This is a genomic window from Aeromonas lacus (genome assembly GCF_000764665.1).
GTDB lineage: Bacteria > Pseudomonadota > Gammaproteobacteria > Enterobacterales > Aeromonadaceae > Aeromonas > Aeromonas lacus.
Genome location: NZ_JRGM01000047.1, coordinates 1 through 20,748 on the forward strand (window position 1 = coordinate 1; position 20,748 = coordinate 20,748).

The 20,748-nt window shown below is 60.4% G+C and carries 22 protein-coding genes; 6 read left to right on the top strand and 16 right to left on the bottom strand.

Features of this window, described 5'->3' with window-relative positions; translation table 11 throughout:
- The 4 genes from LG31_RS21575 to LG31_RS0106780 form a co-directional block, all read right to left on the bottom strand.
- A partial coding sequence (locus LG31_RS21575) for a hypothetical protein (protein ID WP_238567486.1) occupies positions 1-183 on the bottom strand: 183 nt, incomplete at its 3' end.
- Positions 176-601, bottom strand: a complete 426-nt coding sequence (locus tag LG31_RS0106770; protein WP_033113722.1) for a GNAT family N-acetyltransferase — start codon at positions 599-601, stop codon at positions 176-178. The genes LG31_RS0106770 and LG31_RS21575, both read right to left, overlap by 8 nt.
- Positions 602-629: 28 nt before the next feature.
- On the bottom strand, positions 630-1,265 hold the full coding sequence (locus LG31_RS0106775; RefSeq protein WP_033113723.1) for a Vat family streptogramin A O-acetyltransferase: 636 nt from the start codon (positions 1,263-1,265) through the stop codon (positions 630-632).
- A gap of 23 nt (positions 1,266-1,288) precedes the next feature.
- Positions 1,289-1,606 carry a DUF6968 family protein gene (locus LG31_RS0106780; protein WP_033113724.1) on the bottom strand — a complete coding sequence of 106 codons (318 nt, stop codon included), beginning with the start codon at positions 1,604-1,606 and terminating at the stop codon, positions 1,289-1,291.
- A 331-nt stretch (positions 1,607-1,937) separates the two neighbouring features.
- Between LG31_RS0106780 and LG31_RS0106785 the strand changes: the two genes are divergently transcribed.
- Together LG31_RS0106785 and LG31_RS0106790 are read left to right on the top strand one after the other, a co-directional pair.
- Entirely contained in the window at positions 1,938-2,837 is a 900-nt protein-coding gene (locus tag LG31_RS0106785; protein WP_033113725.1) for a GGDEF domain-containing protein, read from the top strand.
- Positions 2,838-3,266: 429 nt separating this feature from the next.
- On the top strand, positions 3,267-4,541 hold the full coding sequence (locus tag LG31_RS0106790) for an amino acid permease (RefSeq protein ID WP_033113726.1): 1,275 nt from the start codon (positions 3,267-3,269) through the stop codon (positions 4,539-4,541).
- Positions 4,542-4,604: 63 nt separating this feature from the next.
- Here LG31_RS0106790 and LG31_RS0106795 read toward each other — a convergent pair whose 3' ends face one another.
- Positions 4,605-5,243 (bottom strand): exopolysaccharide biosynthesis protein, encoded by a 639-nt coding sequence (locus tag LG31_RS0106795; RefSeq protein ID WP_033113727.1) that lies wholly within the window; start codon positions 5,241-5,243, stop codon positions 4,605-4,607.
- 204 nt (positions 5,244-5,447) lie between these two features.
- Here LG31_RS0106795 and LG31_RS0106800 point away from each other — a divergent pair, with 204 nt between their 5' ends.
- On the top strand, positions 5,448-6,074 hold the full coding sequence (locus LG31_RS0106800) for an outer membrane beta-barrel protein (protein WP_033113728.1): 627 nt from the start codon (positions 5,448-5,450) through the stop codon (positions 6,072-6,074).
- Positions 6,075-6,175: 101 nt separating this feature from the next.
- Here LG31_RS0106800 and LG31_RS0106805 read toward each other — a convergent pair whose 3' ends face one another.
- Complete coding sequence (locus tag LG31_RS0106805; RefSeq protein ID WP_033113729.1) at positions 6,176-7,099, bottom strand: GGDEF domain-containing protein; 924 nt, start codon at positions 7,097-7,099, stop codon at positions 6,176-6,178.
- 441 nt (positions 7,100-7,540) lie between these two features.
- Here LG31_RS0106805 and amt point away from each other — a divergent pair, with 441 nt between their 5' ends.
- A complete protein-coding gene (gene amt / locus LG31_RS0106810; RefSeq protein WP_033113730.1) occupies positions 7,541-8,968 on the top strand; it encodes an ammonium transporter in 1,428 nt (475 codons plus the stop codon).
- Between the two features lie 96 nt (positions 8,969-9,064).
- Here the strand turns inward: amt and LG31_RS0106815 are convergent, their stop codons facing one another.
- From LG31_RS0106815 to LG31_RS0106860, 10 genes are all read right to left on the bottom strand, one after another.
- Positions 9,065-9,532 (bottom strand): outer membrane lipoprotein, encoded by a 468-nt coding sequence (locus LG31_RS0106815; protein WP_033113731.1) that lies wholly within the window; start codon positions 9,530-9,532, stop codon positions 9,065-9,067.
- A gap of 119 nt (positions 9,533-9,651) precedes the next feature.
- Positions 9,652-10,128, bottom strand: a complete 477-nt coding sequence (locus tag LG31_RS0106820; protein ID WP_033113732.1) for a GNAT family N-acetyltransferase — start codon at positions 10,126-10,128, stop codon at positions 9,652-9,654.
- 14 nt (positions 10,129-10,142) lie between these two features.
- Positions 10,143-10,529, bottom strand: a complete 387-nt coding sequence (locus LG31_RS0106825; RefSeq protein WP_033113733.1) for a DUF6559 family protein — start codon at positions 10,527-10,529, stop codon at positions 10,143-10,145.
- A gap of 87 nt (positions 10,530-10,616) precedes the next feature.
- A complete protein-coding gene (locus tag LG31_RS0106830; RefSeq protein WP_033113734.1) occupies positions 10,617-11,021 on the bottom strand; it encodes a nitrous oxide-stimulated promoter family protein in 405 nt (134 codons plus the stop codon).
- An 88-nt stretch (positions 11,022-11,109) separates the two neighbouring features.
- The gene (locus LG31_RS0106835) at positions 11,110-12,912 is read right to left on the bottom strand and encodes an aminopeptidase P family protein (protein ID WP_033113735.1); all 1,803 of its coding nucleotides are present in this window, start codon (positions 12,910-12,912) and stop codon (positions 11,110-11,112) included.
- Positions 12,913-12,945: 33 nt separating this feature from the next.
- Positions 12,946-13,611 carry a GntR family transcriptional regulator gene (locus tag LG31_RS0106840; RefSeq protein ID WP_033113736.1) on the bottom strand — a complete coding sequence of 222 codons (666 nt, stop codon included), beginning with the start codon at positions 13,609-13,611 and terminating at the stop codon, positions 12,946-12,948.
- 191 nt (positions 13,612-13,802) lie between these two features.
- Positions 13,803-15,428, bottom strand: coding sequence for a phosphoenolpyruvate carboxykinase (ATP) (pckA, locus tag LG31_RS0106845; protein ID WP_033113737.1), 1,626 nt, complete (start codon positions 15,426-15,428; stop codon positions 13,803-13,805).
- Between the two features lie 149 nt (positions 15,429-15,577).
- Positions 15,578-16,462, bottom strand: coding sequence for an Hsp33 family molecular chaperone HslO (gene hslO / locus LG31_RS0106850; protein WP_033113738.1), 885 nt, complete (start codon positions 16,460-16,462; stop codon positions 15,578-15,580).
- Between the two features lie 78 nt (positions 16,463-16,540).
- On the bottom strand, positions 16,541-16,939 hold the full coding sequence (hslR, locus tag LG31_RS0106855; RefSeq protein ID WP_033113739.1) for a ribosome-associated heat shock protein Hsp15: 399 nt from the start codon (positions 16,937-16,939) through the stop codon (positions 16,541-16,543).
- Between the two features lie 252 nt (positions 16,940-17,191).
- The gene (locus LG31_RS0106860) at positions 17,192-17,569 is read right to left on the bottom strand and encodes a hypothetical protein (protein ID WP_033113750.1); all 378 of its coding nucleotides are present in this window, start codon (positions 17,567-17,569) and stop codon (positions 17,192-17,194) included.
- A 185-nt stretch (positions 17,570-17,754) separates the two neighbouring features.
- On the opposite strand from LG31_RS0106860, the gene LG31_RS0106865 reads away from it, so the two are divergent.
- Positions 17,755-19,143, top strand: a complete 1,389-nt coding sequence (locus tag LG31_RS0106865) for a phosphatase PAP2 family protein (RefSeq protein WP_033113740.1) — start codon at positions 17,755-17,757, stop codon at positions 19,141-19,143.
- Positions 19,140-20,225 (top strand): AI-2E family transporter YdiK, encoded by a 1,086-nt coding sequence (ydiK, locus tag LG31_RS0106870; protein WP_033113741.1) that lies wholly within the window; start codon positions 19,140-19,142, stop codon positions 20,223-20,225. Before LG31_RS0106865 ends, ydiK begins: the two co-directional genes overlap by 4 nt.
- Positions 20,226-20,748: the final 523 nt, after the last annotated feature.

Consider the following 20,748-nt stretch of genomic DNA (forward strand, 5'->3'; position numbering starts at 1 on the left):
TGCATATTCTGCAATTTGTTGGAAGAAATCCTCTCGATGAGCATCTTCTAATATTTTATCTAGCGTATCTTGGTCCGGGCTGAGCTCAAAAGGGTCATTTAGTGCACAGCGTTGACTTAACCTAAGGCTAGGTTTTTTAAAAAAATCAGGTCTAAATTTCATGTATTTGTAAATTTTATTCATTACAAATGCCTTGCTTCTTCAAAAAATAACTCACATGCCCCGGCGGCATATCGGGCAGCTGGCCAAAGACCTCGTAACCCTGCTTCTGGTAGAAGGGGAGGGCCTGAAAACTGGTGGTTTCCAGATGGTAGTTGGTGATGCCCTTGCTTTGGGCGTACTGCTCCATGGCGCCGAGCAGGCGGCCGCCCCAGCCATCGCGGCGGATGCTTTCGTCGATCCAGAGCCAGTCGACGTGCAGCCAGCCCCACTTGATGTCGGCGATGATGCCGCCGTGTACCTTGCCCTCTTTATCCTTGATAACGCTGGCGATCCGCTCGCGCAGATGGGTGCCGGCGTGACCCGTGTTGAAGCCCGAGAGGCCAATGCGCAGCGCTTCGATCTCATCGTCCTGAGGCGGTTGGGGTGGGGTTAATTGCATAGTGCTTCCTGCTTGATGGTGGTTGTCTCTAACGGGTTGCCGCTTCCAGCGCGGCTATCTCACCGCCGCTGATAAGCGGCAGGTTGCGGCTGATCTGCTCTACCGGCCAGTCCCACCAGGCGATGGCGTTGAGACGGGCGATGGTGTCGTCGTCGAAGCGGTAGCGGATCACCTTGGCCGGGTTGCCACCGACCACGGCATAGGCGGGCACGTCGCCGGTGACCACGGAGCGGGCGGCGATAATGGCGCCGTTGCCGACCTTTACTCCCGGCATGATCAGGGCGTCATAGCCAATCCAGACATCGTTGCCGATGACGGTATCGCCCTTGTAGGGGAGGCTGCCCGGGGCGGGGGCGGCGCTCTCCCAGCCGTTGCCGAAGATAAAGAAAGGGTAGGTGGAGAAGCCGGAGGTCTGGTGGTTGGCGCCGTTCATGATGAACTTCACCCCGCGGGCGATGGCGCAGAACTTGCCGATGATCAGCTTGTCGCCGACGAAGGGGAAGTGGTAGAGGACGTTGCGCTCGAAGCCCGCGGAATCCTCCGGGTCGTCGTAATAGGTGTAGTCACCCACCTCGATATTGGGCCCCTTGATGGTGTTCTTGATAAAGCACACCTGGGGAAAGCCGTTCATGGGGTGGGGATTGGCGGGATCGGGTCCGTGCATCTGGTCTCCTTGGATTGGCCGGGCTAGAGCGCCGGGAAGTAGCAGGCGCTCATGTCGATGGGGTGATCGGGGCCGTCGGGCAGATAGAACTGCCAGCCCGCATCGGAGAAGGCGCGCAGCTCGGTCTCGACAAACTTGATGGCGAGGCTCAGGGCCTGCAGGCTGTCGATGCCGTAGATAAAGGTCTTGTCGCTCAGCCCCGCCAGCTTCACCTTGCAGCGCCAGTCGCCACCAGCCGAGCGTGGATCCGGCTCGGGAGCCTTGATGGCGATCTTGAGGGTGAGCTGTTCCCCTTCAAGGCTGACCGCCTCGAAACGGGCTTTGACGATGGCATTTTTCATCCTGCAACTCCTTGTGCGATTCCCCTCCTGCGGCATTGGGCTGCGTCTCCATGGAGGGACAAAAATGGGGGCGAGCCACAGGAGCCTAAACGAAGCCTCTTTTTGAAACAATGGGATATGGGCGGATCCTGGTGGTTTGCTCGCTGCGCCGTGCCGTGCCGTGCCGTGCCGTGCCGTTTCACCACACGGGGTACACTTGCTGTAAAGGATTGTTGGCTACCGCTGCAAATCTATCTCTTATGCTGATTGCTGGTGGGGCACCGGCTTGGGGCACAATAGGCGGCCCCTGCTGGCCACACACAAGCCACACACAAGAAGTACAGGAGCATCCATGACTCTTTCGGTATCGCAGCTTTACGAGGTGATGGCCCAGTTGCCCGATCCGGTCTTCATCCTGAGTGAAGATGGCTATTACGTGGAATACATAGGGGGCGTGGAGCAGCAATCCTATCAGGATGGCAATCCGCTGGCAGGCAAGCAGCTGCGGGATGTGTTGCCGGAGACGATGGCGCTCTGGGTAATGGCGCAGGTCGCGCTGGCGCTGGATAGCGGCCAGGTGCAGGTGGTCGAGTACGATCTGGCTGCCAGCGAGGTGGGCGGTATTGATGCCGGTGTCGGGCCGCAAGGGATGCAGCGCTTTGAGGGCAAGATTGCTCCTCTGCCATCCCTTTACGACGGCAAGCGGGCGGTCGCCTGGGTGACCCGCAATATCACCCGCCAGTTCGAGTTGCAGCAGCGCCTGCAGCGCCAGAGCGAGACCGACCAGCTGACCGGCCTCCATAACCGCCGCTACTTCTTCGAACATTGCCAGCAGGTGAGAGGCAGCGAGGCCCCTTGCGGCCTGCTCATGCTCGATATCGATCACTTCAAGCAGATCAACGATCGCTTCGGCCATCAGCAGGGGGATCTGGCCCTGCAGCGCTTTGCCGCCTGTGTCGATGGCCGGCTGCGTGCGGACGATCTCTTTGTGCGCAGCGGTGGCGAGGAGTTCGTGATCCTGCTGCCACGGATTGATGAAGCCGGGTTGTTGCAGATGGCCGAGGGGATCCGCGCTGCGGTCGAGGCGCTGCCCGCCGAACCGGTCGGCATGACGGTCAGTCTGGGGGCCACGCTGGTTGCGCCGGGGGAGGATATCAATGTGGCCCTGGCCCGTGCCGACGAGTGGCTCTATCAGGCCAAGCGGACGGGGCGCAATCGGGTGGCGCACTGTCCTGCCGCCCCCGAAAATTAATGAACAACCCCTTGTTGATGCAAACATTAATTGGATGAAAAGTTCGCCATATTATTTCACTGATATCTCGCGAGCTATGGTGGTAATATTGGCTGCCCGATCGCTGTTCTTATTTGTGTTGTTGGGCAACAGAACAAGGGTTTATCGGTATGTTATCAAACGGGGACAAATGGGAGTGCTGGTGACGAATGCGATACATCTCACCCCGTTTTGAAACAATCCGATTCAAACGGTCATGAATTATTAACCTTGACCCGGATGGCGATTTCAACGATGGTAGCGTGGCATCTCCATTTCACTCCGGTGGCCCTGTTGGCCGCTGGCGGATTTGCTTTTTCTGCACCTGCGGCTAAATGCCGCCTGATATTGCCAGCCTGTTATTCGGGCCAATAAAAATAATGATGACAGATTAATAAGGTATATATTGCAATGAGTGTTTCTATTGCTGAAAAGAGTAACCCGGTTTCAAAATTGAAATGGGAGAAAAGTGATTCGGTATGGACCATGGGCTTATATGCCACTGCGGTCGGTGCCGGTACGCTATTTCTCCCAATTACCGTCGGCAGTAATTCGCCGGTTATTTTATTGTTTATTTTGCTGCTCGCATTTCCACTCTCTTATTATTCCCATCGGGCGTTGAGCCGCTTTGTGCTCTCCAGCTCCCACAAGGAGGGGGATATCACCCATGTGGTGGAGGAGCACTTCGGGGCGCGGGCGGGCAAGCTGCTGATGCTGGTCTATCTGACCGCCTTCTACCCCATCATTCTGGTCTACAGCATCTCCATCACCAACGCGATCCAGAGCTTTGTGGTGCACCAGCTGGGGGATGCCGAGATCCCGCGCGGTCTGCTGGTATTGGGGGTGATGCTGGGTCTGCATCTGGTGCTGCTGGCGGGCAAGCAGATCGTGGTGTCGGCCATCAGCGTGCTGGCGCTGCCCATGGTCGCCTTTCTGATCGGCCTCTCCATCTATCTGCTTCCCCAATGGAGCCTCTCCTACTTCAGCGAGAGTCAGGCGCTAGACTGGCGTGATCCGGCGTTCTGGAAATCCCTCTGGCTGATCGTGCCGGTGATGGTGTTCTCCTTCAGCCATGCGCCCATCATCTCCTCCTTCAGTGCGGCGCAGAAGAAGCGTTGTCAGGAGAGCGCCGACCTGCGCGCCAAGCGGATCATCAAGTGCAGCAGCCTGCTGATTTGCGGCAGCGTGCTGTTCTTCGTGGTGAGCTGCGTGATGAGCCTGAGTCAGGCCGAGATGGCGCAGGCGCGCATCGACAATATCTCCGTGCTGTCGGCGCTGGCGAACAAGTTCTCCAATCCGCTGATCGCCTATGTGGGGCCGCTCATCGCCATTCTGGCCATGTCCAAATCCTTCCTCGGCACCTCCATGGGGGTGAGCGAGGGGACGGTGAGCATGGTGAGCGGCGCCTGTCAGGGGCTGGGACTTTCGCTGCGTGAAGCGACCATCGCGCGGGTCTCGTCGGTCATTCTGTTCGTGGTGACCGGGGTGATTACCTACTTGAACCCCAACGTGCTGGAGATCATCGAGAAGGTGAGCGGGCCGCTCATCGCGGTGATCCTGTTCCTGCTGCCGGCATGTTCCATCTATCGTCTGCCCGCCCTCAAGCGTTATCGCGGGGCGAGTACCCTCTTCGTGCTGGTGATCGGGCTGCTGGCCATCTCGGCCCTTATCTACGATCTGCTGTAACGGCGGATCCCGCACAAGTCAAAAAGGGCGACCATCCGGTCGCCCTTTTTCTTTGTCTCGGGTTTAGCCGAGCAAACTGGTGGCGCTCTGGCCCGCCATCAGCAGGCCGGCCGCCAGTACGCTGAACCAGACCAGGGTCGCGCTTACCAGCAGGTAGCCGCCGGCGACAAACAGACCATCCCGCTGCAGCATGCCGGTGGCCAGCAGCAGAATGGCCCAGGCGGGCAGGGCATTGGTGAAGGGGATGGCGCCCAGAGGCAGCATCAGCAGCAGGGCGGCCAGCATGATCAGCAGGCCGTTGCAGCGGTTGATGGTGCTGCTGGCGGTCAGGGCGAGCAGGCGCGGGCGGATGTAGCGGTCGATGCGGGCCAGCAGATCGGCCCCCTTGGTGAGGGTCGGCTTGAGCTGGTCGGCGGCAAAGCGGCGCTCCATCAGGATGGCGGGCAGCCAGGGTACCCGGTTTAAGGTGATGCCAATGCCGATAAAGAGGATCAAGAGGCCAAACGGGGTGCTGACACCAGGGATGGAGACCGGCAGCAGAAAAGGGACGGTGAGCAGTACGCAGAAGATCAGCATCCCCTGCTCGCCCACCAGCGCGAGCATCTGGCGCAGGCTGATATGGCTCTCCTCGATGGCGTGGGCGGTGGCCCGCAGGGTATTGGCGAGGGTGTGTTGCGGGTCGTTGAGGGGGGCTGTCGCCATCTCCGGCATCCTTCTGCTGTCGGCTTGTGCCGGGCCACCATGACCCGGATTGGGCGTCAGCATACGTGGCCGGGGTTAATGGCCGATGAATGGCGCAGGTGCTTTTAACGCCGCTGAAAATGAGCCGGTACAGGTGCCATTTAGGATGGCGATGGGGCGGCTCTGGTATGCTTTTTGAGCAAAATGGATTGGCCGGAGGTGAAGATGAGACGAGTGGGGATGGTGATGATGGGGGCACTGCTGCCCCTTGGGCAGGCGTGGAGCGGTGAGGGGGAGGCCGGGGCCGGATTGAGCTGGCAGGTGACGCCATTTTACGGCTACAGCTCCGCCATCGATTTCAAGCGCAGCGAGGATCCGCAGCCCGCGCCGGTCTCGACCAGCCTTGACGAGCTGAAGGGGCAGGCCTCCGGCAGCTGGGGACTGTTCATCAGCAAGGAGGTGGATGATCCCGGCATGATCGAGCTGCTCTACAGCCACCAGTCCACCACCCTCTCCCCCGAACAGCCGGATCGCCTGACGGTGGATACCCTGCACTTTGCCGGTGCACTGACCCTCGCCGATAACCTGATGGTGCCCTATATCGGTGCCGGTATCGGGGTAACGCGCTTTGCCGCTTACGACAGCGAGGTGATGCCCTCCATGTCGCTGGCGCTCGGGGTTCAGCCCCGCCTATCCGAGCATCTGGCCCTGCGGGCCGAGGTGCGGGGCTACGGCTCGCTTGCCAACGACAGCAGCGAGTTTCTCTGCAACCCGGATCAGTGCCTGTTCAAGGTGAAGGGGGATCTGGTGACCCAGTGGCAGGCCAATATCGGGCTCACCTTCCGCTTTTAGGCGGTGGAATTTCACGGATGGAAAAGGGGCCATGGGGCCCCTTTTCCATCAGCGATGTTATGGCCAGGCCATCTATTACCCGGTCGTTCTCTGGCCGGGGTTCACTCCCCGTTATTGGCAGGGATAGCCGACACATAGCGGTCTCTGCCTGTCTCCTTGGCACTGTAGAGCGCCTGATCCACCCGCTTGAACAGCGAGACCGCCGGCTCCTGCGGCCGGCGGATGCCAAACCCGATGCTGACTGTCAGAGGATGGGCCGGATCGGGGGTTATGGTGCTGGTTGCTGCCAACAGGGCCTCTGCCAGCAGCTCCAGTTCCGTCTGGTTGGCGTCGGGCAGCAGGATCGCGAACTCCTCACCGCCGACGCGGGCTGCCAGCCCTCCGGCTGGGCAGTGCTGTTGCAGCAAGGAGCCAAACTGCTGCAACACCTTGTCCCCCATGTCGTGGCCGAAGTTGTCGTTGATCCATTTGAAGTGATCAAGGTCCAGCAGGAGCAGCACCTGATAGTCCCCCAGTCCCAAAAACAGCTGCTGATGAAAGCAGCGCCGGTTGGGCAGTCGGGTCAGATCGTCAAACAGCGCCTGTTGTCTGAGCTGGCTATTGATATGAAAGAGGTAATGCATGGTGCTCAGGATACCGATGCTGCTCAGCAGGATACCGCTGGATCGCAGCAGATCCTCGGCATAGATGGCGATCCAGAGCGGCTGGGCGACCAGTTCATCCATGATGTCGGCGGTCGCACCCAAGATCCACAGCATCAGGCCGCAGGAGAGCAGGCGGTAGGTTTTGGCCGGCAGATGGGCGCACTGTACCACCCAGAACAGAAAGATCATGGTGAGCCAGTTGACCAGCTCGAACCCCAGGCTGCTGGCATGGATCCGCTCGGCGGGGTAATGGGGCAGCAGGGTGAGATGGGTGGAGATGATGGTCAGCACCAGTATCCCCAGCAGGGCGCTATGGGCACGGTGTTCTGCGTCAAAGTGGCGATAGCGGGTGACGCTGAGGTCGAGACGATCGGACTGCATGGTGTTCCTCGGATTGGGCCTGCCATCAGAGTGTCGAAAATGGCCCTCATCATGAATCTGTCGTGCCGCTTGTTGCGGCATGGCATTTAGCCAGTGTAAACGGCGCGCTGGCCGGGCGCGATGATCATCACTCCGGCATGTGGGATAGCGCCTGATTTTGTGCATTTCTGGTGCGAGGGATGCCGCTTGCCCTGTCACAGGGCGACCGGCCGTGGCTTAGCGCAACGCTCGCGCCATTTTGGTGCAAAAAGGAGTTTGTTTATATCTAATATTATGATTTAAATGGGTTTTAACTTTTGGCCCACTTTATGCTTTTTACCATCAGGCGGTCATTTCTGGCCATCTGCGCCCGGCGAATCGAGGCTCGCGAGCAGTGGCCACAAGTTCAATCAAGGAAACGGAGCCGGTTTATACCGGTACGACAGGGAAGGAGAGTGCTCTATGGTCAAAAAATGGATGATGGCGGGTCTGCCGATACTGACGGCGTTGCTGGTGACCCCAAGTTGGGCCGATGAGGTCTCTCAGGTTCAGGCTGCGGTGGCACCGGTTGCCAGCGTGACGATCAACAAGGGTGACAACACCTGGATGCTGCTGTCGGCCGCACTGGTGATCCTGATGTCGATCCCCGGTCTGGCGCTCTTCTACGGCGGGCTGGTGCGCGCCAAAAACATGCTGAGCGTGCTGATGCAGGTCTTTACCCTGTTCTGCCTCATCTGTGTGCTCTGGGTCATCTACGGCTACTCGCTCGCCTTTACCGAGGGCAACAGCGTGTTCGGCTCCTTCAGCAAGGTGCTGCTCAAGGGGGTTACGCCTGACTCCATCGCGGCCACCTTCAGCAAAGGGGTCGGTATCAGCGAGTTCATCTATGTGGTGTTTCAGGGGGCCTTTGCCGCCATCACCTGCGGTCTGATCGTCGGCGCCTTTGCCGAGCGCATCAAGTTTGCCGCCGTGCTGCTCTTCTCGGTGATCTGGTTCACCTTTGCCTACATCCCGCTGGCCCATATGGTGTGGTACTGGGCGGGTCCGGATGCTTACACCAGCGCCGATGCGGCTGCCGCTGCAACCGCCACCGCCGGTTATCTGTTCCAGCATGGTGCGCTGGACTTTGCAGGCGGCACCGTGGTGCATATCAACGCCGCAGTGGCGGGTCTGGTGGGTGCCTATCTGGTGGGCAAGCGTCTGGGCTACGGTCGTGACCCCATGACCCCCCACAGCCTGACCATGACCATGATCGGCGCCTCCCTGCTCTGGTTCGGCTGGTTCGGCTTCAACGCCGGCTCGGCGCTGGAAGCCAACGGTGTTGCGGCGCTGGCCTTTATCAACACCTGGGTGGCACCGGCTGCGGCAGCCCTGTCATGGACGCTGGCCGAGTGGGTAATGAAGGGACGCCCCTCCCTGCTGGGTGCGGCCTCCGGCGCTGTCTCCGGTCTGGTGGTGATCACTCCGGCTGCCGGTCTGGTCGGCGTCGGTGGTGGTCTGGTGATGGGTCTTATCAGCGGCGTGGCGGGTCTGTGGGGTGTCCACGGTCTCAAGCGTCTGCTGGGTGCCGACGACAGTCTGGACGTGTTTGGCGTGCACGGGGTGTGCGGTATTCTCGGTGCCCTGCTGACCGGCGTCTTTGCCAGCCCGGATCTGGGTGGCACCGGGGTGTGGGACTATGTCACCAATCAGGTGGCTGAGGGTTACTCCATCCTTGGACAAGTGAAGATCCAGGCCATCGGGGTTGGTGTCACCATCCTCTGGTCCGGTGCCGTGGCGGCGATCTCCTTCAAGCTGGTTGACCTGGTGGTCGGGCTGCGGGTGAACGGTGATGCCGAGCGGGAAGGGCTGGATGTGACCACGCACGGCGAGAAGGCCTACAGCATGTAATCCCGAACGTCAGACAACAAAAAACCGCCGGTTCTGGCGGTTTTTTTATGGTGCAAGCGCGGTGGCGCGTTTAGTCCGAACTCTTAGTTCGCACTCTTAATTCACGACGGCCACGTTGATGCTGCCGTTGCCCTGGGTCATGCGGACACGGGCACCCGGGGTGAAGGTGGGGCTGGCTTTCTGCACCACCACGATGGCTTCGCCGTTCTCTTTCTTGATCTCCAGTTCGACGCCGTCGACCTGATTCATCTTGTTGCCGATGGCGTTACCGGCTGCGGCGCCGGCGATGGCGCCGCCTGCGGCTGCGATATCGCGACCGGTACCACCACCGACGGTACTGCCCAGCAGGCCGCCGACGACGGCGCCGCCGATGGTACCTATCAGGGAGTTCTCATCGGCCTGGATCTTGACCGGGCGGGTAGAGATGATGGTGCCGTAGCTGACGGTTTGAACCTGCTTGGCGCGGTCTTTGGTGTAGACATCGCCAGAATAGACATCGCTATTGGCGCAACCTGTGATGGTGGTGGCGGCCAGCAGGGCAATAATGGTCATTCGTTTCAACATGATAGGCCTCCAAGGCTGAATAGAATTCAAACAATCAGTTTGATGAATTGAACTTTACTCCAAGCAAGCGGGACATGAAATCGGCAAAATGTAACCAATTATGCGTTCTGTAACCGCTTTTATCCTTGAATCGCAGCTGTATCAGTGAGCTTTTTGACCAGCACCAGCCGATCCTCGCCGGGGCCGAAGTAGTCGGCCACCTCTTTGACCAGTTGATAACCCAGCCGGTAGTAGAGGCGCTGGGCCGGGTTGGCGGGATCGACCGTGAGCCGCAGTTCGCTGATCTGCAGCCCCTCCATATTGGTCTCCATCTGACGCATCATCCGCTCGGCCAGCCCGAAACCACGCGCCTCGGGCAGCACCGCCAGCGAGAGTACCCACCCTTTGTCCCGCTCCTGACCAAAGCCACCCAGCACATAACCCACCAGCTGCCCCTCGTATTCGGCTACCAGCAGCAGATCGGGCCACAAGTCCATCGCCTGACGGAAGAAGAAGGCGGGATAGATATCTTCGCCAAAGACCTTGGCATCGATTTGCCAGATGGCGTGCATGTCGGTATGGGTCGCGGGGCGCAGCAGGGGCGGGTTGTGGTGCATCAAGGCGTCTCTGGTCAATATTGGCGAAAGGTGATGCCCTGGGTCTGTACCTTGCGATCGCTGCCACCGCGCCATTGGGCGGGGCGGGCCAGCTCGCGGACATCCAGAGCGGTATAGGCAATGTCGTGGTGAAACAGGCTCTCGGCGAGCGACTGGCGCAGGGCGAGCAGCCGCGCATCGTCGAGTTGCCAGCCGCTGACCAGTTCAGGCGCGCTTTCGCGGCGATAGAGCGCGAAGTAGTAACCAAGCCAGCGGGCCGGCAGTTTATGGATCCTGGCCTGGGTCAGCAACTGTCCTGCGCTGTATTGCTCGCAGGCGCCATACTCTTTGGCCAGGATCGCCGACATCGCCAGATAACGGCGCAGGGCCCGACGCTCACGAAAACGGGTAAACCAGCTCATCTTGTTTCTCCACTGTTCAAGGCAGACAAGGGGTCTGCGCCAGACAGCAAGATCCTAGCGGTTGAGTTCTGAATCCTGCATGAGCGATCAGGGGGGAAGCGGGCGGCTGTGGGGCAGTCTGGGTGCCTTGCGCCAGCCATCGAGCAGATGGCGGATGGCCAGCCAGGGGTGGCGCAGCAGCATGCGGGGGCCGCTCCAGCGCATCACCTGCTGGATCTGTTTGCGCATCGCCGGTGCGTAGCAGTGGATGTTGCAGTTGGCACAGGTGGGTTTGTGGCCGTGGCCGTAACGGCAGCGGGCGAGCCGCTGGTGGGCGAAATCCCGCAGCTTGCGACAGTGACGGCAGTGGGGATCCTGATGGTGGTGCTGGCAGTAGAGGCGGATCATGGCGCTGACCGTCCGCTGCTCGCGCACCAGTCTGGGGTGAACAGTCGCCGCTTTGCCGGTGCTGGCGTGCGCGCCCCTTGCTGGGTTGGCTTGATGAATTTTCATGGTCGCCATTTTCCTGACCAGCCCGGGCAGGGTGTTGATACAGGTCAAAAGGGGGGACAAAAAAACAGGGCCCGCAGGCCCTGAGTTATCAGATGAGGCTGGTTGCCTGCTCCAGCCAGGCGAGATCCTCGCCTTCGAGCAGCGGGCTCAGGCGGCGGAACACCTCGGCGTGGTATTCGTTGATCCAGCGGAATTCGGCCGGGCTCAGCAGGCTGCGGTCGATCAGGCGGGTATCGAACGGTACATAGGTCAGACGCTCGAAGCCCAGCATCGGCAGCTCGCCACTCTGCTCCAGCTCGCTCACCACCACCAGGTTTTCGCAGCGGATGCCAAAACCATCTTCCCGGTAGTAGCCCGGCTCGTTGGAGAGCACCATGCCCGGTTGCAGCGCCACCATGTTCCCTTTCGGGGCGATGCGCTGGGGCCCTTCGTGGACGCTCAGGAAGTGGCCGACACCGTGGCCGGTGCCGTGATCGTAGTTGTAACCTGCTTGCCACAGCGGCATGCGGGCCAGCACGTCGAGCTGGATACCGGCGGTGCCGCGCGGGAAGCGGGCCTGATCCAGCGCGATATGACCCTGCAGTACCCGGGTAAACATCGCTTTCTGCTCGTCGGTCACCTCGCCCACCTTGATGGTGCGGGTGATGTCGGTGGTGCCATCCATGTATTGGCCACCGGAATCGAGCAGATAGAGGCTGTCCTGACCAAAAGCACGCGGGGTGCCGTTGGTATGGTGGTAGTGGCACATGGCGGCGTTGGGGCCAAGCGCCGAGATGGTGTCGAAGCTTGGCTCGACGTAGTGCTCCTGCTCGCGGCGGAACGCTTCCACCTGATCGGCCAGAGTGCCTTCATCCACCCCTTCAAATTCGCCAGAGGCGATCAGCCGATCCAGCCAGGCGAGGAAGCGGGTCATGGCCACGCCATCGCGCAGATGAGCGGCGCGCATGCCGGTCAGCTCGATCTCGTTCTTGCACGCCTTCGGCAACATGGTGGGGTCTTGGCCAGCCACCAGAATGGCGCCCGCCTCTTCCATGATGAGCTGGGTCCAGGCGTTGGCGCTGTCCGGATCGGCCAGCACCTTCTGCTGGTCTTCACCGATGCGCTGCAGCACGTCGCCCAGCTTGTCGATGGGGTAGACGGAGACATCCTGCCCCACGTGCTGGCTGAAGGCGAAGCAGTCGATCTTGTCGGTATCGACGAAGAAATCCATGGTGGTGTTGGCGTAGAGCACGGCAAAACCGAGCACTACCGGCAGCCGCTCGATATCGCGACCACGCAGGTTGAGCAGCCAGTTGATCGGCTCGGCCTGGGTCAGCAGCACGGCATCGAGGCCGCGCTTGCGCAGATCGGCGGCCAGCTGTTCGCGCTTGGCCTGGCTCGACTGGCCCGCCAGCTCTTCGCTGTAGAGGATGACCGGCGTCTTGGTCGGCTCGGGACGATCGCTCCAGTTCAGGTCGATGGGGTTCTGCTCGACCCGCACCAGCTCGATACCGCGCTCGGCCAGCACGGCCTTGGCGTTCTTGTACCAGGTCAGGCTGTGCAGACGGGCGTCGAAACCGACCCGGGTGCCGGAGGGCAGCTGCTCGGCCAGCCACTGCACATGGGGATCTTCAACCAGGTGGAGAAATTCGAACAGCTCGGACGGCGCCTGCATGCGGGCTTGCACCGTGTAGCGACCATCGACGAAGAGGGCGGCACGCTGGGCCATGATGATGGCGACGCCGGCGGAGCCATTGAACCCGGTGATCCAGTCCAGCCGCTCGGCGTAGGCGGGGATGTACTCGCCGAGGTGCTCATCATCATGGGGGACGATAAAGGCGTCCAACTCCTGCATGGCCAGCTCGGCCCTGACTTGGGCGACGCGGGTTTCAATTATCTCGAAATTATTCATGTCGTTAGTGCCAGATGGTTGCTTTATGAGTGTTCATTTCTTGTGGCCGCCAGCCAGGATCCGCTTGATCGACTGGCCTGCTGCCTCGATATGCTGCCTGAGCAGCACCACTGCCTCGTGCTTGCGCCGGGCGCGGCACAGCTCCAGCAGTTGGGCGTGTTCACGCTCCGCCTTGTCCACGCCATCGGTGGCAAAGAGCAGCTCGAAGCGGACATAGCGGTCACAGCTCAGATTGATCTGGGCGATCAGTTCAAGTGCCTGGGGGCGACCGGCTGCCTGATAGAGGGTGGCGTGAAAGCTGTGGTTCAACTCGGCCCAGTGTTCGATCTGGGTGCCTGACTCCAGGGCGTGATCAAACTGGGCGAGGATGGCCTCCGCCTCGGCGAAGGTGGCTTCCGTCATCTTGTCGACGGCGTGGAACAGGGTATCGGCTTCCAGCAGAGCTCGCAAATAAAAGAGCTCGTCGATGGCTGCGGCGTCCAGCATGGTGACGACGGCGCCGCGGTGGGCCTCGAATTTCACCAGCCCCTGTGCTTCCAGTTGCATCAGGGCTTCCCGCACCGGAATGCGGCTCACGGCCAGCTCCTTGGCGATGGCATCCTGACGCAGAGGGGCGCCGGCGGGGAACTCCCCACGGAGGATCCGGCCGCGGAGGTTTTCCATCACCATCTGGGTTCGGGTCTTGTAGGGTGGGGTCATGGTCGGGTCACGATTGGGCGTTACAAAATTGTATATTGTATAAAGTTTGGCTGAATCTACCCCGTCACACCCGGCATGGCAAGGTTTAGGGGCTCACCGCGGCATGGCTGGCGGCGTTCGGAACTCCATAAAAACAAAAATGCCGGTCAGCGTGGCTGACCGGCATCATCTCGTTGATGCGAAGGGGTCTGTTACAGCTGCGGACCTGCCGCTACCAGACGTTTGCCCTCGTCGTTATCGGTGAAGCGCTCGAAGTTCTTGATGAAGCGCTGGGCCAGATCCTGCGCCTTGGCGTCCCACTCGGCCTTGTTGGCGTAAGTGTCGCGCGGGTCGAGGATCGCCGGGTTCACGTCGTGCAGTGAAGTCGGCACTTCCAGATTGAAGATCGGCAGCACCTTGGTCTCGGCCTTCTCGATGGAGCCATCCAGGATGGCGTCGATGATGGCGCGGGTATCCTTGATGGAGATGCGCTTGCCGGTACCGTTCCAGCCGGTGTTGACCAGATAGGCCTCTGCACCTGCCGCTTCCATCCGTTTCACCAGCTCCTGACCGTACTTGGTCGGGTGCAGGGAGAGGAAGGCTGCGCCGAAGCAGGAGGAGAAGGTCGGAGTCGGCTCGGTGATGCCGCGCTCGGTACCAGCCAGTTTGGCGGTGAAGCCAGAGAGGAAGTGGTACTTGGTCTGCTCTTTGGTCAGCTTGGAGACCGGGGGCAGCACGCCGAAGGCGTCGGCAGTCAGGAAGATCACCTTGGTGGCGTGACCTGCCTTGGAGACCGGCTTGACGATGTTCTCGATGTGATAGATCGGGTAGGAGACGCGGGTGTTCTCGGTACGGGATCCATCATCGAAGTCGATGGTGCCATCGGCAGCAACGGTCACGTTCTCCAGCAGCGCATCGCGGCGGATGGCGTGGTAGATATCCGGCTCGGCCTCTTCGGAGAGCTTGATGGTCTTGGCGTAGCAGCCCCCTTCGAAGTTGAACACGCCGTGGTCATCCCAGCCGTGCTCGTCATCGCCGATCAGCTGACGCTTCGGATCGGTGGAGAGGGTGGTCTTGCCGGTGCCGGAGAGGCCGAAGAAGATGGCCACGTCGCCATCCTGACCCACGTTGGCGGAGCAGTGCATGGAGGCAATGCCGCGCAGGGGCAGGAAGTAGTTCATCATGGAGAACATGCCCTTCTTCATCTCGCCACCGTACCAGGTGCCACCGATGAGCTGCATCTTCTCGGTCATGTTGAAGGCAACGAAGTTCTCGGAGTTGAGGCCCTGCTCCTTCCAGTTCGGGTTGGTGCACTTGGCACCGTTCATCACCACGAAGTCAGGCTTGAAGGTTTTCAGCTCTTCATCGCTCGGGCGGATGAACATGTTTTTCACGAAGTGTGCCTGCCAGGCCACCTCGGTGATGATGCGCACGGCCAGGCGGGTGTCCGGGTTGGCACCGCAGAAGCCGTCGACCACAAACAGGCGCTTGCCGGAGAGCTGTTTGGTGACCAGCCCTTTCAGATGTGACCACACTTCGGGGGTAATCGCTTTGTTATCGTTTTTACCCTGGTCAGACCACCACACAGTATCCTGGGTAGTGGCATCTTTGACGATATATTTATCTTTCGGAGAGCGGCCGGTGAAGATACCGGTGTTGACGTTGACGGCGCCCAGTTCGGTGACGACGCCGCGCTCGAACCCTTCCAGGTCAGGGCGAGTCTCTTCTGCGAAAAGCTGCTCGTACGAGGGGTTGCGAACGATTTCCTGGCTGTTTTTGATGCCGTACTGGTCCAGTCCTAATTGTTGGGCCAGGGTGGGTTCTGCCACGATTGTCATTGTATTCTCCTGGGTTCAGAGGTTTGTAGGGTTCTATCTGACGTTCATCCTATCACTTAGGTGGTAGAGTTTAGCGATCGCCATCAAACTTTATAAAATAGGGTGTTTTTTTGTTATTAAAGTTAAAGGCGGGTTTTGCCCGCCTTTAATTAGTGTAACTTGTTTGCATCATTGCCGGGAGCCCTGCTGAACAGGGTTTCGACATCGATCCCATTAAATTGGTACTGGGCGCCGCAATAATCACAGTGCATGTCGATCTTGCCGAGCTCCTGCACCATATCCATCACCTCTTCCTTTTCTATCTGCAGTAGGGCCCCTTCGCAGCGCTCGCGGGAGCAGGTGCAGCGGAACTCGACCGCCTGCGGATCGAACACCCGCACCTTGTCCTGATGGTAGAGACGGTAGAGGATCTCCTCGGCTTCCAGACCGAACAGCTCTTCATCCTTGATGGTGCTGGTGAGCTGGGTCAGGTGCTCGAAGTCGTTGCTGTGATCTTCGCTCTGGGCGGGGAGCTCCTGCAGCATGATGCCGGCGGCGCGTGGTTCGCCCTCGTGGTAACCGGTGCGGATCCACAGCTTGGTCGCCAGCTGCTCGGACTGGGCAAAGTAGTGCTCCAGACAGCCGGCCAGGGTGTCGGCGTCCAGCGCGATGATGCCCTGATAGCGCTCGCCCTGATCCGGGGTGATGGTGATGACCAGCTGGCCGTTGCCAATCAGGCTCTGCAGCTTGTTGTCGCTCGGCAGCTCGCCTTCAAAGCGGGCCACGCCGCGCAGCTGCTGGTTGTGGTCACCGTTGATGACGGCCAGACGCACCGGGCCATCGCCCTGCAGCTGTACGGTGATGGAACCTTCAAACTTGAGGGTGGCGGTCAGCAGGCTGGTGGCGACCAGCAGCTCGCCCAGCAGTTTTTGCACCTGCACCGGGTAGTTCTGGGCTTCCACCACGTGGCGGTAGGTGTGATCCAGCTGGACCAGCTCGCCACGTACTTCGTACTCTTCAAACAGATAGCGATACAGCAGATCTTGGTTGCTCATCATATGTTCCTGGGTTCTTCGGTGAGGTAAATCGGGCGGGCTGGGGTTGAGGCCAGCCCGGTATCAAATCGGGGTCGGTCAGTACTGTTTGACCTTGAGCAGCTGGCGCCGCTCCTGCTTGTCGGGGCGACGCTCCGGGCTCGGCGCAAACTGGCTGTTGAAGCGGCGCGCCTCGCTGTTTTCGGCCCGTTTTTTCAGGCTTTCGGCGGTCTCTTCATAGAGCTGCTGGGCGAGCGGTGCCGATTTGCGCTGATCGCTGATGGCCAGCACCCGCACTTCCCGCTCATCCTGCCCCTGCCAGAAGCGGATCAGCGCACCCACTTCCACCTGTTTGCCCGGTTTGCTGCGCTGACCATTGTAGTGCACCTTGCCGCCGTCAATCTGATCCCGCGCCAGCGAGCGGGTCTTGTAGAAACGGGCCGCCCACAACCACTTGTCGAGACGAACCTCAAGGGCGCTTTCCGGATGATTGGCCATGAACCGGCTCCATAACGGGGAAAAGGGGTGGTCGATTATACCAGAGGCGGGCCGCTGGATAGAAACCGGCCGGCAGCGAAGGCGTGCCCCGCCGTTGTCCTGACCACGCAACATATGGGCAGTTTGCTGATTAACAAGGGAAAAGCGGGGGATCCAGCCGTAAGGGGTAGATTGCCTGCCATATGTTGCATAAAAGATGTCGCCCCTCGCGGGGCGCCATCGTTCAGTGCAATTGGCCGGTCAGGTCGGTGATCAGAAGCGATCCTGCGGTTCGACTTTCTTCTCCTCCTTGCCTTCGCTGTGGGCGATGGCGGTGCGGATCAGGTCAACCCCGGCACGGATAATCAGCACCCCCATGTTGACCAGCTTGACGCAGACCCACATGAAGGTGATGAGCAGGATCAGCTTGAGCACTGTCTGGAACGCTTCCAGGAAGTTCTGCTCCAGCTGGGCGGTGAGGCCGTTGGCGCTGGTCATCAGCCAGGTGTAGACCTCGCGCACGAACGGGATGCGGCTCGGCATCTCCAGCACGTCCAGTGCCGCAGGCAGGGCCTGAAAGATGACGATGCTGCCGAACAGGATCAGGATGACACCGATGGCGATGCCGAGGAAAAAGCCGAACTGTCTCATGGAGGGCTCCAGCGGTTGCTGCATGACATTGAAGATAGCCGCCAATAGTAGGGAGTGCCCTCGCTCATCGCAATCTTCCCGGTGCGGCCAGCGTGGCCGGATCAGCGCTGAACAGGCCGCCAGCATTGCCCAACTATCTGATTTCTGGGAGGCTTGTCGCCATTGTGCATAGGGAAAGCAAATTGATGTCGAGAACCCTCTTTTTACTGTTGCTGGCGCTGTTTGCCGCTCTGCCAGCCTTGAGCGCCGAACCGGCAGCACCGACGGCGGCAGTCTGCGCCATCCGCCATCAGGATCAACTGCTGCTGGTGCAGGATCGCATCTCCTCCCGCTACAGCCTGAGCGGCGGCTACATAGATGGCGACGAGCGCCCCGAGCAGGCGGCGCTGCGCGAGCTCTATGAAGAGACCGGCCTGAGCGGCGAAATTGTCGCGGATCTTGGCCGTTGGCAGAAAGCGCAGGTTTTTGCCTGCCGCACTCTTGAGCCTATCGTCTCCCAGCAAGATTCCGATTTTGTCTCGCTGCTGAAGGCCCCCAATCTGGGCGGGGAGATCCTTAACGCCCGTCTGATCGCGGTAGACAAACTCCCCCGCGCGCAGCGCCGCTTCCCGGAGCAGCTCGACTGGTTGCAAGCCCGGCTTGGCGAGCTGCCCGAGAGCGAGGTGCGCTGGCAGGCCGATTTCGTGGCGCAGGGCAATGCGCTGCATCAGGCCGAGATCCCGCTGATGATGCGCCTGCAGCAGTGGCTGGGGCCCGATGTCTGGTGGCTGTCGGTCAGCAATCTGTTTGGTTCAGGCGGCTTTCAGCTTGCCCTGATACCTTTGCTGCTCCCGCTGCTGGGGTGGCCACGGCTGCGCCAGCTGCTCTTTGCCATGCTCTGGCTCGGGCTGCTGGTGCAGGCGAGCAAGGAGGGGATCGGCTGGCCGCGCCCCTTCCATCTGCAACCTCTGATCGCGACTCACAGTGCCCAGGGTTTTGGCATGCCGAGCGGTCACACCGCCTCGGCCCTGCTGTTCTGGGGCGCGCTGCTTGGCTGGCTCTGGCCTGCCCGGCGCGGGCTGGCCTATTCGCTGGCGCTGTTGCTGGCCCTCACCACCGGTCTGGCGCGGGTCTGGCTCGGGGTGCACTTTATCTCCGATGTGGCGGTTGGCCTGCTGATTGGCGCCTTGCTGCTGGCGGTTCGCCCATACTGGCGGCTGGATCAGCACGCTTCTGCTTGGGGCTTGCTGAGCGTCGCGGCACTGGCTGGTGCGGGCCTGAGCCAGTCAGCCCATCTGGCCGGGATCGGGCTGGCGGCGCTGGGCCTCTGGCTTGGGGGGAGGGTCACGCTCGTGCGTGATGGTCATACCCCGCTGCTTACCGGCGCTGTGGTGCTGGCGGGCATGCTGCTGATGGCGGCGGGCGCGTGGGTATTGCCGCTATTGACCAGTAGTTCGCTCACTATCCTGCTAGGTCAGTTTGTGCTCTTTTTCGGGCTGGGGCTCTGGTTGAGCGCTGGCCTCTGGTGGATACTCTCTTTCTTGAAATGCGACACACGACCCAAGGGCAACGGCTCTGACAAGGGAACTCTATGAATGTGAAAAAAGTGGATTTGGCCAAGATAACCTTGGGGGTGCTGTTTATCAGCCTCCTGATTATCTCCTGTTTCTTGGTGTTGCAGCCCTTCCTGCCTGCGCTGGTGTGGGCCACCATGATCACCATCGCCACCTGGCCGCTGATGCTGATGATGCAGCGGCTGTTGTGGGGCAAGCGTTCGCTGGCGGCCCTCTTTATGACGCTGGTGCTGCTGCTGATGTTTGTCATCCCGCTCTTTATGACGCTGGCCAATGTGGCGGAGAAGGCCCCCATGCTGATTGAGCTGGGCACCAGTATCAGCCAGTCACCGCCGCCGGAGTTGCTCTGGCTGCAACAGATCCCGCTGGTGGGCGGCAAGCTCTATGAGTTCTGGCAGCAAATTCTGGCGAGCGGTGGTCAGGTGCTGTTTGCCAAGCTGGCCCCCTACTTTGGCCAGACTGCCCGTTGGCTGGCCTCTCAGGCCGGTAATCTGGGGCTGCTGCTCGTCCACTTCCTGCTGACGGTCGGTATCTGCGGCCTGCTCTACCACTCCGGTGAAGTGGTGGCGACCGGCATTCGCCGCTTCGCCCACCGGCTGGCAGGGCAACGGGGTGACAATGCCACCGTGCTCGCTTCACAGGCGATCCGCGCCGTGGCGATGGGGGTGGTGGTGACCGCGCTGGTGCAATCCTCGGTGGCCGGTGTCGGCCTGCTGATTGCCGGTATCCCCTATGCAATGATCCTGGTGGTGGTGATGTTCCTGCTGATCGTCGCCCAGATCGGCCCCTTCCCGGTGCTGCTGGCCTGTATCGGCTACCTCTACTGGAGCGGCGACACCACCTGGGGCACCTTCCTGCTGGTCTGGTCACTGTTTGCGGGCACCATGGACAACTTCCTGCGCCCCTTCCTGATCAAGCGTGGCGCCAATCTGCCGCTGATCCTCATTCTGGTGGGGGTTATCGGCGGCTTGCTGACCATGGGGATCATCGGTCTGTTTATCGGCCCCGTGGTGCTGGCGGTGGGTTACACCCTGCTGGATGCCTGGATCAAGGAAGATGACCAACCGGCGGCCGCTGCAGTGGAACCGCCCAAGGCCCAATAACGATTCAGTAAAAAGACGATTCAGCCACCATCGCTGATGCCAAGAGCCGCCCATAAGGGCGGCTCTTTTGTTTATTGCCGTCCCATGCCGGTTCGATTAGCGAAGCGTAATCGGACGATTGAGATGCCGCTGTCCCGGTTATATCCATAAGTCAGCGGCGGCCCGTCAGAGGGGAAATGCGGGTGACGCCAGGCGGCAAAGCAGACCGGGTGCGCGGTATAAGCTGAATTTATGGATTTGTGTTAAATGGCTCGATTTCTGCTTATACCGACGCCTATCCCGTCCCCACGCCACGATTGGGCCCGCTACAGGTCATTTGCAGGCAATGGCCGATTTGTGCCAACTCGTATGCAACTCGTGTTACCGCCCATGTCGGTTCGAATAGCGAAGCTTGATTGGAGGATCGAGGTGCCGCTGTTCCGGTATTTCCGTGAGTCAGCGGCATTTGGCAGAGGGGAAATGTGGATGGCCGTTATTGCGGGGGAATTAATTTACGCGAACGTCCGATTACGCCTGACGGCTA

Bases quoted from the DNA above. Each gene is read 5' to 3' on its own strand.
- LG31_RS0106820 (WP_033113732.1), bottom strand. From the start codon at position 10,128: ATGCACCACAACCCGCCCCTGCTGCGCCCCGCGACCCATACCGACATG.
- pckA (WP_033113737.1), bottom strand. From the start codon at position 15,428: ATGACAATCGTGGCAGAACCCACCCTGGCCCAACAATTAGGACTGGAC.
- ydiK (WP_033113741.1), top strand. From the start codon at position 19,140: ATGAATGTGAAAAAAGTGGATTTGGCCAAGATAACCTTGGGGGTGCTG.
- LG31_RS0106795 (WP_033113727.1), bottom strand. From the start codon at position 5,243: ATGGCGACAGCCCCCCTCAACGACCCGCAACACACCCTCGCCAATACC.
- LG31_RS0106835 (WP_033113735.1), bottom strand. From the start codon at position 12,912: ATGAATAATTTCGAGATAATTGAAACCCGCGTCGCCCAAGTCAGGGCC.
- LG31_RS0106865 (WP_033113740.1), top strand. From the start codon at position 17,755: ATGTCGAGAACCCTCTTTTTACTGTTGCTGGCGCTGTTTGCCGCTCTG.
- LG31_RS0106780 (WP_033113724.1), bottom strand. From the start codon at position 1,606: ATGAAAAATGCCATCGTCAAAGCCCGTTTCGAGGCGGTCAGCCTTGAA.
- amt (WP_033113730.1), top strand. From the start codon at position 7,541: ATGGTCAAAAAATGGATGATGGCGGGTCTGCCGATACTGACGGCGTTG.
- LG31_RS0106830 (WP_033113734.1), bottom strand. From the start codon at position 11,021: ATGAAAATTCATCAAGCCAACCCAGCAAGGGGCGCGCACGCCAGCACC.
- LG31_RS0106840 (WP_033113736.1), bottom strand. From the start codon at position 13,611: ATGACCCCACCCTACAAGACCCGAACCCAGATGGTGATGGAAAACCTC.
- LG31_RS0106815 (WP_033113731.1), bottom strand. From the start codon at position 9,532: ATGTTGAAACGAATGACCATTATTGCCCTGCTGGCCGCCACCACCATC.
- hslO (WP_033113738.1), bottom strand. From the start codon at position 16,462: ATGAGCAACCAAGATCTGCTGTATCGCTATCTGTTTGAAGAGTACGAA.
- LG31_RS0106790 (WP_033113726.1), top strand. From the start codon at position 3,267: ATGAGTGTTTCTATTGCTGAAAAGAGTAACCCGGTTTCAAAATTGAAA.
- LG31_RS0106860 (WP_033113750.1), bottom strand. From the start codon at position 17,569: ATGAGACAGTTCGGCTTTTTCCTCGGCATCGCCATCGGTGTCATCCTG.
- LG31_RS0106825 (WP_033113733.1), bottom strand. From the start codon at position 10,529: ATGAGCTGGTTTACCCGTTTTCGTGAGCGTCGGGCCCTGCGCCGTTAT.
- LG31_RS0106805 (WP_033113729.1), bottom strand. From the start codon at position 7,099: ATGCAGTCCGATCGTCTCGACCTCAGCGTCACCCGCTATCGCCACTTT.
- LG31_RS0106785 (WP_033113725.1), top strand. From the start codon at position 1,938: ATGACTCTTTCGGTATCGCAGCTTTACGAGGTGATGGCCCAGTTGCCC.
- LG31_RS0106770 (WP_033113722.1), bottom strand. From the start codon at position 601: ATGCAATTAACCCCACCCCAACCGCCTCAGGACGATGAGATCGAAGCG.
- LG31_RS0106800 (WP_033113728.1), top strand. From the start codon at position 5,448: ATGAGACGAGTGGGGATGGTGATGATGGGGGCACTGCTGCCCCTTGGG.
- hslR (WP_033113739.1), bottom strand. From the start codon at position 16,939: ATGGCCAATCATCCGGAAAGCGCCCTTGAGGTTCGTCTCGACAAGTGG.
- LG31_RS0106775 (WP_033113723.1), bottom strand. From the start codon at position 1,265: ATGCACGGACCCGATCCCGCCAATCCCCACCCCATGAACGGCTTTCCC.